The sequence below is a fragment of the Blattabacterium sp. (Cryptocercus kyebangensis) genome, assembly GCF_003226855.1.
Lineage (GTDB): Bacteria > Bacteroidota > Bacteroidia > Flavobacteriales > Blattabacteriaceae > Blattabacterium.
The window spans coordinates 464473-476935 of the sequence record NZ_CP029820.1 but is presented as its reverse complement, the minus strand read 5'-3'; the positions used below and the strand labels follow the sequence as shown (position 1 = coordinate 476935).

The 12463-nt window shown below is 24.1% G+C and carries 11 protein-coding genes; 4 read left to right on the top strand and 7 right to left on the bottom strand.

The genetic code is table 11. The features are described from left to right. Positions 1 to 3: 3 nt before the first annotated feature. The 3 genes from fbaA to DM815_RS03205 all read right to left on the bottom strand — a co-directional run bounded on the left by fbaA (position 4) and on the right by DM815_RS03205 (position 3361). Positions 4 to 1071, bottom strand: a complete 1068-nt coding sequence (gene fbaA / locus DM815_RS02365) for a class II fructose-bisphosphate aldolase (RefSeq protein WP_110509093.1) — start codon at positions 1069 to 1071, stop codon at positions 4 to 6. Positions 1072 to 1121: 50 nt separating this feature from the next. Further along, entirely contained in the window at positions 1122 to 2750 is a 1629-nt protein-coding gene (locus DM815_RS02360; RefSeq protein ID WP_235609998.1) for a hypothetical protein, read from the bottom strand. Between the two features lie 152 nt (positions 2751 to 2902). Next, a complete protein-coding gene (locus DM815_RS03205) occupies positions 2903 to 3361 on the bottom strand; it encodes a hypothetical protein (protein ID WP_235609997.1) in 459 nt (152 codons plus the stop codon). Between the two features lie 15 nt (positions 3362 to 3376). On the opposite strand from DM815_RS03205, the gene DM815_RS02355 reads away from it, so the two are divergent. Then, entirely contained in the window at positions 3377 to 5953 is a 2577-nt protein-coding gene (locus tag DM815_RS02355) for a UvrD-helicase domain-containing protein (RefSeq protein WP_110509092.1), read from the top strand. 15 nt (positions 5954 to 5968) lie between these two features. Here the strand turns inward: DM815_RS02355 and lipA are convergent, their stop codons facing one another. After that, a complete protein-coding gene (gene lipA / locus DM815_RS02350; RefSeq protein WP_110509090.1) occupies positions 5969 to 6823 on the bottom strand; it encodes a lipoyl synthase in 855 nt (284 codons plus the stop codon). Between the two features lie 109 nt (positions 6824 to 6932). Between lipA and DM815_RS02345 the strand changes: the two genes are divergently transcribed. From DM815_RS02345 to DM815_RS02335, 3 genes are read left to right on the top strand one after another with little or no spacing between them, the layout of a single operon-like run. Next, positions 6933 to 8036, top strand: coding sequence for a Nif3-like dinuclear metal center hexameric protein (locus tag DM815_RS02345; RefSeq protein ID WP_110509088.1), 1104 nt, complete (start codon positions 6933 to 6935; stop codon positions 8034 to 8036). 8 nt (positions 8037 to 8044) lie between these two features. Continuing rightward, the gene (locus DM815_RS02340) at positions 8045 to 8839 is read left to right on the top strand and encodes a zinc ribbon domain-containing protein (protein ID WP_110509086.1); all 795 of its coding nucleotides are present in this window, start codon (positions 8045 to 8047) and stop codon (positions 8837 to 8839) included. Between the two features lie 39 nt (positions 8840 to 8878). Then, positions 8879 to 9445 carry a thioredoxin family protein gene (locus DM815_RS02335; protein ID WP_110509084.1) on the top strand — a complete coding sequence of 189 codons (567 nt, stop codon included), beginning with the start codon at positions 8879 to 8881 and terminating at the stop codon, positions 9443 to 9445. Here the strand turns inward: DM815_RS02335 and DM815_RS02330 are convergent. From DM815_RS02330 to DM815_RS02320, 3 genes are read right to left on the bottom strand one after another with little or no spacing between them, the layout of a single operon-like run. Further along, positions 9429 to 10436 carry a DHH family phosphoesterase gene (locus DM815_RS02330; protein ID WP_110509082.1) on the bottom strand — a complete coding sequence of 336 codons (1008 nt, stop codon included), beginning with the start codon at positions 10434 to 10436 and terminating at the stop codon, positions 9429 to 9431. The two genes, DM815_RS02335 and DM815_RS02330, sit on opposite strands and share 17 nt — an antisense overlap. Positions 10437 to 10450: 14 nt before the next feature. Then, positions 10451 to 11869 (bottom strand): CCA tRNA nucleotidyltransferase, encoded by a 1419-nt coding sequence (locus tag DM815_RS02325; RefSeq protein ID WP_110509080.1) that lies wholly within the window; start codon positions 11867 to 11869, stop codon positions 10451 to 10453. Between the two features lie 5 nt (positions 11870 to 11874). Beyond that, on the bottom strand, positions 11875 to 12459 hold the full coding sequence (locus DM815_RS02320; protein ID WP_110509435.1) for an L-threonylcarbamoyladenylate synthase: 585 nt from the start codon (positions 12457 to 12459) through the stop codon (positions 11875 to 11877). Positions 12460 to 12463: the final 4 nt, after the last annotated feature.

Genomic DNA, 12463 nt, shown 5'->3' with positions numbered 1-12463 from the left:
GTTTTATAAAGTGTTAATATTATTCATTAATTCAAAATATTTTTTTAGTAATTCCTTGAATGATTTTTCTCCTTCCCTAAGCCATACTCTAGGATCATAATAGTTTTTATTTGGAAGATATTTTCCTTCTGGATTTCCTATTTGTTTATCCAAATATTCCTTATTTTTACTCATATAATCTCTAACACCACAGGTAAAAGCATATTGTAAATCTGTATCTACATTCATTTTAACAACCCCATAACTAATAGATTCTTTAATTTCTTTTATGGAAGATCCTGATCCTCCATGGAAAACCAAAAAAACTGGTTTTTCTTTGGTATGAAATTTTTTTTGTATATACTTTTGAGATTCTTTCAAAATACACGGACGTAGAACAATATTACCAGGTTTATATACTCCGTGGACATTTCCAAAAGAAGCCGCTATAATAAATTTTTTGCTTATTTTGATGAATCTTTCATAAGCATACGAGACTTCTTTTGGTTGAGTATAAAGTTTATTGTTTTCTATATTAGAATTATCTACTCCATCTTCTTCCCCACCCGTTACTCCAAGTTCTATTTCAATGGTCATTTGAATTTTATTCATTCTTTCAAAGTATCTTTCACAAGTACTAATGTTTTCTTCTAAAGATTCTTGAGAAAGATCTAACATATGAGAACTAAATAACGTTTTACCAAAATGTTTATAATGTTCTTCATTAGCAATGATTAACCCATCTATCCATGATAGAGATTGTTTAGAACAATGATCTGTATGTAGAATTACAGTAGATTTATAAAATTTAGCTAATTCATGAATATGTTTTGCACAAGCTATAGATCCTTGTATTGCGGATTTTTGTTCGTGATTACTTAATCCTTTTCCTGCGTTGAAAATAGCTCCACCATTGGATATTTGAATAATTACAGGGGAATTAACCTCTGCCGCAGTTTCCATTGCTGCATTCATAGTATTAGATCCAATAACATTTACAGCAGGTATGGAAAATCCTTTTTCCCTAGCATATTCAAATATTTCTTGGACAAGACTACCGGTAACAACTCCAGAAGGAAATTTTTTAGACATTTTTTTTTAATTTAATTAAGGATGAACAAATGTAAAAAAGAAATTTTTTTCTAAAAAGGAGAATCAATTCCAAAATTGATCAATGGTTTTTTTAATTTTATATGATTTATAATCCATCCATTTTTAGATGAGTCATAAAATTTATATAAAAAATCCACAAAAAAAACAAAAAATTTAAGATCATATCGAACTCCTATTCCTCCTTCTAATAAAAATTCTTTATAAAAAGGATTCCATGTAAACTTTCCTATTTTTTTTGAATGATTATTTTCTTTGTTTAACAGTCCTCTATTTTCTAGGTAAAAAAAAATAACTGAAACAAAATTAGAAAGGATTTGATTCCTATATTCGTTGACTAATAAAATTTTATTAAATGATGAATTTTTATCTAAATCTAGATGAATACTATTCGATTCTATATCATTTTTACAAAATTCATATATTCCTGAAAAAGAATTTTTTGGAATATTTTCATAAGTAAAATTCTTTTCAAGAAATAACCTTGATATTAAGGAATTATTTTTAGATAAAAAAAAAGATCTTTTGAAATCTAAATCGTATTTAACAAAAAAAATATTATTCAATAACTTATTTTTATAAGGAAAAAGTAATTTATGAAATAAATAATATAAAATATTTCCAGATATTTCTATATTTCCACGTAATGAAATAGGATTTTTTTTTCTATGATCCAAAAATTGATTTATCTCATAATTATAAATAATAGAATTTATAAAATAATCCTTTATCCTGTTTCTTTTTTTCGTTTTTATAGGATTTTTTGGATCAAAATGATAATTATTTTTTTCTACCCCCTCCCCATTTTTGGAATTAATAATTTTTTTGATCACTTTTAAAGTGCTCATTTTTATTTGGTGTTTTCTATAAGGGCTTACCTTCCATTCATAATTAATAAAATTGGAAAATATGGATTTTCTTATATCCATATTTTTTTTACTTTTTATTTGAAAAATAATCGAAGTATTAGGACTATATAAGGAATACTTAGGAATCATAGATGAGATAAAAGGGAAAATAAATCCTGGATAGATTAAATTTCCTTGCAAGGAAATTTTGGATAGGTTAAAAATTTTTTTTGGAGAATAATTTAAACTTCCTTTTATAGAAAACATAAAATTAGATCCATTTTGTAGGATATTTCTACTTAGTAAAGTGATTTCTGGATTGATTTTTATATCCATTTTTTTGGAGATAGAATTTTCTAAATAAAATTTAAATTCATTATTTTTTAGAGTTTTCAAAAAAATTTCTACATTTACAAAGGCTATTTTTGAATTTAAATTGGGATCTTTTTCTTCTTCTACTTTAAATTGATTAATATTAAAGTTATGCAAAGAATAAATATTTTGTTGAGTACTTAAAACCTCCTTTTTTTTATACAAAGATCCAGGAAAAATAGTTAAAACATCCGTGATTATTTTTGGATTCAATTTTTTATCGGAAGGAACAAAGAATTTATATCCATTGTAAATGAAAAAATTCTTTTTTTCATTATTGATTCTGATCACAATTTTATTGAAAAAATATTTTTTATGATTATGGAAATTTTTTACTTCCATATATAAATTTATTTTTTGATTTCCTATAGGTTTTAGATGAAACTTAATATCGTATACATTAAAATTATAATAACCATGATTTTCATACATTTTTTTCATCCTTTCTATTTCAAATATTATTTTTTTTTCACTGTATTGTTCTCTTTTTTTAATTAAACTAGAATTAATATCATTTATATAAATATCCTTTAACTCTTTTTCTTGAAAATTGTAAATAATTTCGTTTATAAAATAAGGTCTTCTAGTATAAATTATTTTTTTTTTTTTTTTCTAAGAATATAAAAAATTTTTTTATCCTCAAAAAATCCTTTTGAATTAACATTTTTTACATAATTTTCTTTTAAATTATGGTCTTCTATCATTATTTTTTTTTCTCCGTTTTTTAAAAAAAACCAATTCCAATAAATCCTTTCTTTTGTATTTTTTGAAATTCTTGTTTTTAACAATAAAAAATTATGAATTTTTTTATTTGGTTTTTTTATTACATATTTTTCCAAATCAGAAAAATAAACTCTTTTACCGTTTAGAATGAAAATATTTTTTTTCAGTAAATATTTTTCTTTCGGTACTTTTTTTATAATATTACACGATACAAGAAAAATAAATAAAAAAAAAACTAGAAATAATAGATTCATTAAATCTGTTTTTTTACAAGTTTTCTTGATAATTTTAATTTTTTTCTTATTTCGTTTTATCTTTAAAAAAATCATTCGATAAAATTTATTATGCTGATTCCAGCTACATTAAAAATATACAACGCTTCAGCAGGTTCTGGAAAAACTTTTTTTTTGGTAAAAAATTACCTTTTTATTCTGTTTAAAAGTTCTCATTGTGACGAGTTTAAACGTATTTTAGCTTTAACTTTTACCAATAAGGCTACTGAAGAAATTAAAAAAAGGATATTACAATGTATAAAAGAATTTTCTAATCAAAAAATTAGTAAGGAATATCATTCTTTGTTCAATTCTCTAACAGAAGATTTAAAATTAACAAAAAGGCAACTATCCGAACGTGCTAAAAAAATATTATCTGAAATTTTATACGATTTTTCTTCTTTTTCTATAAGCACTATCGATAAATTTACTTATCGGACCATTCGATCTTTTTTTTCTAATAAAAATCTAGATTTAGAAATGGATACCCATAAATTTTTATGGGAAGTGGTAGATAATTTATATAATAGATTAAAAAATTCAGAAAAGGAATCCCATATTTTGATCCAATTTTCTTTGGAAAGATTAAAAGAAGGAAAAAATTGGGATATAAGAAAAGAACTATTTAAAATAGCTAGTCTTATAGTAGAGGAAAATAGTTTTTTTTATATGAAAAAAATTAAAATCCAATCATCCAAAGATTGGATTATACTAAAAACAAAATTATTAAAAAGAACGAAAAAATTTGAAAAAAAATGTAAAAAACAAGGAGAAAAATTTTTTGAATTTTTGAAAAAAACATCCATTCAAAAACATTCATTCCATTATTCAGATTTTCCAAAACTTTTTCAAAAATTACGTGTAAAAGAAATAATACTAAATCCTTTTCATCAACGTATTGAAAAATCTATTCAAAAAGAAGTATTGTATAGTAGTAAAAATACAAAAACAGATATGGATCAAAAGATCCTGATAAAAAGGAACAAAAAAAAAATACTTTCTTTGTATAAAGAAACAAAATTTATATATAAAAAATATATTTCCTCCTATATTTTAGATAAACTTTTTTTAAAAAATTTTCATTTTTTATCTATAATACAGGAAATAGAAAAAGAATTTATTTCTTTAAAAAAAGAAAAAAAAATTATTTTAAATGCAGAATTGAATAAAATACTTCATGAAAGAATTATTCAAGGACCCCTCCCCCTTATTTATGAAAAAATGGGGGTACAATACAAACATTATTTTATAGATGAATTTCAGGATACTTCATTTTTACAATGGTATAATATTCGAATTTTAGTTGAAAATGCTTTATCAGAAAATGGATCAGCTATGATTGTAGGCGATCCTAAACAATCTATATATCGTTGGAGAGGTGGAGATGCTAATCTTTTTCTTCATCTAATTTCTTCTTCATCTAAATCTTATCATAAAAAAATAATTACTATAGAAACTAATTTTCGTAGTTATGAAGAAATTGTAAAATTTAACAATTCACTTTATCAATCAGTATCTAAAATTTTTAATTCTACTATTTACAAAAAGATATATAAGGAATCCAAACAAAAAGAATTTAAAACACCTGGAGGATATGTTGAATTAAATTTTGTTATGGAACAAAAAAATTACAGACAGTCTATTTACTGTAAGATAAAAGAAAAAATAAAAAAATTGTTAAAACAGGAATATAAATTATCGGATATAGCCATCTTAGTTAGAAGTAACGAAGATGGAACTTTTTTATCTGAAAAACTTGTAGAGGACGGATTTATTGTAAATACTTCCGTATCGCTTCTTATAAAAAATCATTTGGAAATAGAAATAATTATACATTTCTTTTATCTACTTCTAAAACCTCATTGTTACCAAAAAAGAGCTACTTTAATTTTATTATTATTGCAAAATAAGTTCATTCATACTAAAAAAAAAGATCATGACTTTATTGTAGAAACTATTTTTTTACCATTTGATCTTTTTTTTAAAAAAATTTTTCTGAAAAAAAATTCATTTTTTTTAAAAAATTTATATAATAAATCTATATACAATATAGTAGAACAGGTGATTTCTGGATTTGGATTATTAAATCAATATAATACGGAATCTATCTATTCTTTTTTAGACTTTGTTCATCGTTCTATGAAAATTGTAGGGAATTCTATTGTAGATTTTTTAGAATACTGGGAAGCCAAAAAAGAAAAGGAAAGTATCATTATTTCTGATAATATAGATGCTATTCGAATTATGACGATTCACAAATCTAAAGGGTTACAATTTCCTGTAGTCATTTTGCCTTTCACAGATTGGAATGCTTTTTCAAAAAAAAAAGAAGGTATTTGGATAGATGTATGTCCTCGTTTATATCATGGTTTGGATACAATATATCTAGAAATAGAACCTTATTTTAAACATATAAATGACCATTTATTCATAAATTTTTATGAAGAATTTTTATCTAAAATAAGAATTGATAATCTAAATTTATTATATGTAGCTACTACACGTCCTATGGAACAACTCATTATTTTTTCTAGATATGGAAAGGCTCAATCTATATCGTTTTATCTTAAAAACTTTCTCCATGAAAAAAAATTATGGAATGATAAAATATTTCAGTATTCTTTTGGAATAGAAAAAAAAAATTCTTAAAAAATATTTTATTTTTTATTTTACATGTTTTTCTGCATGATAAGAAGAACGAACTAGAGGCCCACTTTCTACATATTTAAAGCCTATTTTTAATCCAATTTCTTTCAATTCTTGAAATTCTTCCGGTAAAACAAAAAAACGTACGGAAAAGTGTTTTAAAGAAGGTTGTAAATATTGTCCTATTGTTAAAATATCTACTTGAGAGTCTTTTATCTCTTTCATTGTTTCTAATATTTCTTCTTTTTTTTCTCCCAATCCCAACATAATTCCCGTTTTTGTCCGAATATTTTTATTTTTTTCCTTAATATATTGTAGAACTTTAAGACTACGATCATATTTTGCTTGAATACGAATTTTCTTTGTTAACCTAGGAATAGTTTCTACATTATGAGAAATAACTTCTGGATTAATCTCTATTATTTGATCGATGATTTTTTTTTCTCCTTTAAAATCAGGAATCAATGTTTCTATTGTTATACCTGGATTTAGATTCCTGGTTAGTTTTATGGTTTTTATCCATATAGAAACCCCCATATCTTTTAAATCATCTCTGTTCACAGAAGTGATAACAGCATGTTTAATTTTTAATATTTTAATAGATTTAGCTACTTTTTCTGGTTCTTCCCAATCTACCTTTTCAGGACGTCCTGTTTTTACTCCACAAAATCTACAAGATCTTGTACAAACGTTTCCTAATATCATAAAAGTGGCCACCCCTTTTTCCCAACATTCTCCTATGTTAGGACAACTTCCACTCTGACAAATTGTATTCAGTTTGTGTAAAGAAACTAATTTTTGTAAATTCTTATAATTTCTTCCAATCGGAAACTTCACTCTTATCCAATTAGGTTTTTTTTTAATTAAATTCATGATTATTTATTTTAAATAAAAAATAGAATTTTATGCTTATTCTATAAATATAATAAAATCAATTTTTTTTATAAATTTGTCATACTTTTTCTTTTATATTTTTTTATTAATGGAAGTCTTAGTAAGAAATATCGCTAAAGAGTTAGAAAGTTTAGCTCCTATGGAATATGCAGAATCCTATGATAATATAGGACTGATAGTGGGGTCATATTCTCAAGAAGTAAAAAAAATATTGATAACTTTAGATCTTACTGAGGAGGTTGTTTCAGAGTCTATACATAAAAAATGTAATCTTATTATATCATTTCATCCGGTTCTTTTTAAATCAATAAAAAGTTTAACTGGAAATACTTTTTCAGAAAGAGTTGTAATTTCTGCATTAAAAAATGATGTATCCATTTATGTAATTCATACTAATTTGGATGCAACATGGAAAGGAACTCATTCGTATATATCCAAACTTTTGCAATTAAAAAGAGAAAAATCTTTATTTCCTAAGAAGGGAACTATAAAAAAATTAACAACTTATGTTCCAATTTCTTATGCTGATAAAGTTAGAAATTCTTTATTTAATGCAGGAGCTGGAAAAATATCTAATTACAGTCGTTGCAGTTATAATTTTGATGGTATTGGAAGCTTTATGGGAAACGAAAAATCTAAACCTTTTTTTGGAAAAAAAGGACATTTTCATATGGAAAAAGAAACTTGTATTAATGTAGTTTTTTCATACCATAAATTGAATCTAATTAAAAAAGCCCTTTTTAAAAGTCATCCTTATGAAGAAGTACCATACGAAATTTATAATATTGAAAATATAAATCCCTATATTGGAATAGGAATAATAGGTTTTCTAATAGAGGAAATGAATGAATATGATTTTCTTCTTTATTTAAAGAATAGAATGAATTTATTGTGCATTAGACATTCTCTATTTATAGGAAAAAAAATTAAAAAAATAGCGATGATAGCAGGGTCAGGAAGTTTTGGTATTGAAACAGCTATAAAAGAAAAAGCTCATGTTTTTATATCGTCTGATTTTAAATATCATGATTTTTTCAAATCTGAAAAAAAAATATTGATTGTAGATATAGGACATTATGAATCTGAAAAATTCACTAAAAATTTGCTTAAATCTTTTTTAGATAAAAAATTTACTAATATACCTGTTTATGAATCAGAAATTCATACTAATCCAGTTAAATATTTTTATTAAAAAATATTATGGAAAATAAAATAAAAGTAGCTATTACAATAGTAGATAAATTAAGAGTTTTATATCATCTTCAACTGATAGATTCTCGTATAGATGAAATAGAAAATTTCCGTAAAAATATTCCTATAGAGATTAATAATCTGGAAGAAGAACTTGAAAAAATGAAAAAAAAATTGAAAAAAATTCATGAGGAAATTATTTCTATAAAAGAGGATATTGATCAAAAAAACAAAGAAATTAAATATTCAGAAAATTTGATAAAAAAATATGAAAAACAGAAAGAAAATATAAGAAATAACAAAGAATTCTATTCTATAGATAAAGAAATTGATTATCAAAAACTAGAAATTAGATTATCTGAAAAAAGGATTCAAGAAATGAATTTAAACATTCATAAAAATGAAGAAATTCTAGAAAAAAAAGAAGATATTTTTTTAAATAAAAAAGAACATATTTTTCATAAAAAAAAAGAATTAAATAAAATTTTTTCAGAAAATGAAAAAGAGGAAAAATTTTTACTAGAAAAATCTAGATCTCTTTCTAAAAAAATCGATAATAATTTATTACAAACTTATAAAAAAATAAGAAATAGAGTTAAAAATGGAGTAGCTGTGGCTCCAGTACAAAGAGGTGCGCCATTAGGATCTTATCTTGCTATTACTCCACAAAAATACTACGAGCTTATACAGCGTAATAAACTTTTAATAGATGAAAATAGTGGGAGAATATTAATAGACGAAGAATTAGCTGAAGAAGAAAAGAAAAAATATTTTGTTTTTTTTTCAAAAAAACAGAAAAAATAAACTAAATTTTATCAAAATTATAAAAAAATAAAAAAAATTATGGTGGTAACCTATTCTTCTAATAAAATTAAAAAAATAAAAATAAAAGATTTTAAATTATTAGAATCCTTATCAGGAAAAAAAAAATCTATTCAAGATTTTTTTTCTGGTATAGCAACTGTGATTATGTTTATTTGCAATCACTGTCCGTATGTTAAACATATAAATCCAGAATTAGTCCGTTTAACTAATGATTATCTCCCTAAAGGAATTTCATTTTTAGCTATAAATTCCAATGATATCGAAAAATATCCAGAAGATTCTCCTGAAAATATGAAAAAAATATCTCAAAAATTAGGTTATCCATTTCCTTATTTTTTTGATGAAAAACAAGAAGTAGCTAAATATTATGGAGCTAAATGCACTCCTGAATTTTTTATATTTAATGGTATAGGAAATTTATATTATCATGGACAATTAGATGATTCTAGACCAAAAAATGGAATTCCAGTTACAGGATACGATGTGAGAGAAATATTAAAATCCATTTTAGAGTATGACGGTTTAAAAAAAATATATCCAATAAAAAAACCAAGTTACGGATGCAATATTAAATGGAAAAAATAAGATGTTGATGATAATTAGGAATAATTTTTAAAAAGTATTCAATCGTTTCGGATAGACTTTTTTCTAATATTCCTCCAGCTGCATTTTTATGCCCACCTCCTCCGAAATGTTTTCTAGCAAAAATATTTACATCAAAATTTCCTCTTGAACGAAAAGAGATTCTAATTGGATATTGTTCTTTTTCTTCAAAAAAGAATACGGAAAAAACAATATTTTTTATACCTAATCCATAGGAAATAATACCTTCTGTATCCCCTTTCTTATAAGAATATAAATTTATATCATAAGCATTAATACTGGTATATGCGGTACGATATTTTTCTATTACTTTCAATTTTCCCAAAGCTTTAGACAAAATTTTTAACCTATTTTCGTTGTATCTTTCGTGTAAATGATTATAGATATTTTCCACGTTAATTCCCTTTTCAATTAATTTACCAGCAATAAAATGGGTTTCCGATGTTACGGAAGGAAAACGAAAAAACCCAGTATCTGTCATCATACCTACGTATAAACAGGTAGCTATTTCTTTATCTATTTTATCTAAATTATTCATTTTAGATATAAATCTAAATACTAAAATACTAGTAGCTCCTACCGTTGGATCTGAAAACATAAAATCAAAATAAAAAGGATAAGGATGATGATCGATTAATATTTTTTTTGCTTTGGAAAACGAAAAAAAATTTTTCAAAATTTCTATTCTTGATAAATTATTGAAATCTATAAAAAAAATATAATCGGAATCTACAATTTTTTTCTTTATCAAAGATTGATTTTTTTCAGAAAAAATAATAATATCCTTACTTCCAGGAAGCCATCTAAAAAATTCGGAATATTCTGTAGGAGATATTAAATCTACATCATGTTTTAGTTTTCTTAAATAAAATAATAGAGCTAAAGAAGAACCTAAAGCATCTCCATCTGGATTATTGTGTGGTAACAATACAATTTTTTTTTTTTCTTTTCCGTTAATACTAGAAAACAACATATATTAATTTTTAATTATTTTTTTTTCAATCCTAATTCTTCCCCTTTTTTTAACATAAGAAAATAGGCAGAATGAAATTCATTAGATATTTTCCCTTCTAAAATAGACTCTTTAATAAAATTTTTTATTATTCCTATTTTTTTACATGGATTAATATGAAAAGCATTCATAATATCATTTCCGGATATAGGAGGGCTCCAATTTTGAATACGATCTTTCTCTTCCAATTTTTTAATTCTTTCCATTAAAAGAAAAAAATTTTTTTTATATTGATTTTTTTTTTCTATATTTTTTGTAGTAATATCCGCTATACATAGTTTTATTAAATCTTCCATATCTTCCCCCATATCAAATAATAATCTACGTATTGCTGAATCACTAGAATTATGTTCTATTAACGAAATAGGTCTATAGCTATTCTGGATTATTTTTTTTACGTATTTCATATATTGGCCTTTTGGAAGCTTTAAACGTTGAAATATATTTGGAACCATTTTAGATCCTACAAACTCATGTGCATGAAAAGACCAACCAATTTTTGGAAAAAATTTTTTAGTATAAGATTTTCCTATGTCGTGAAGCAAAGCGGCCCATCTTAACCAAAGAGGATTATTTTCTTCTTGACTAATATTATCCACTACTTGTAAAGTATGATAAAAGTTATCTTTGTGCTTATATCCATTTTTTTCTTCTATTCCTTGCAATAGGATCAGTTCTGGTAATATTATTGATAGTAATCCAGATTTGGATAATAAAAATAATCCTATGGAAGGATTTTTAGATAGAAGGATCTTATTAAATTCTTCTGTAATTCTTTCTACAGAAACAATACTAATTCTATTTTTATTTCTCTGAATAGATTGAAATGAAGATTTATCTATGATAAATTGAAGTTGAGTTGCAAACCGTATAGCTCGCATCATTCGTAATGGATCATCAGAATAAGTAATATCTGAATTTAATGGATTCCTTAAAATTTTTTTTTTCAAATCTAATAAACCTCCAAATGGATCAATCAATTCTCCATAATTATTTTTGTTTAAACTAATAGCTAAAGCATTAATTGTAAAATCTCTTCGATTTTGATCATCTTCCAATGTTCCAAAATCAAGGATAGGATTTCTACTGTAGAAATGATACGATTCTTTTCTAGAACCAACAAATTCTATTTTTTGATTATCATACTCTAACATAGCAGTTCCAAAACGTTTAAATATATTTATTCTAGGAGAGGGTTTTATATGTTTAGAAACTTCTTTAGCTAATTTAATCCCTTCTCCTATTGTTAAAATATCTAAATCTTTGGAAATATTTTTCCCAAGTAAAAAATCCCGAACATAACCGCCTACTACATAGCAATCTTGTCGGATTTTTTCAGAAGAATCACTAACAATACGAAATATATCCCTATGAACAGCAGAAAATAATTTCATGTAAATTACATACGTAATATTTTAACCTTATTTGAAATAATTTTTAGGATAGAAGAACTATTATAATGGGCCTTTTCTTTTCTACGAAAATGAACAGAATAATCAATTTTACTTAAGATAGAAGAACTAATTTCAGAAAAGGATTTAGGAGTTGGAAATCCTGATAAATTTGCAGAAGTAGATATAATGGGTCGGTCTAATTTTTTAATTAAATAAGAACAAAAAGGATCGTTTGTTAATCGGATAGCTAAAGTGTTATCTTGATTATTTATCAAAAACTTAGAAACTGTTTTACGAGGATTTTTATACACTATAGTAATAGGTTTCCCTTTTTTTCTATAATTATCCTGAATAATTTTTTTAACCAAATCAGGAATATTCTCTATTAATTCGTATAAACGATCCATATTTTCTACTAGAATAATCATAGATTTAGAAATATTTCTATTCTTTATTTTATATATTTTTTCTAAAGAATTTAAATTAAAAGCATCACATCCCAATCCCCATACAGTATCCGTAGGGTATAATAGACATTTACCTTTTTCTAATATTTTTACACTTTTTTCTATTTCTTCATAAAAAGACATGATA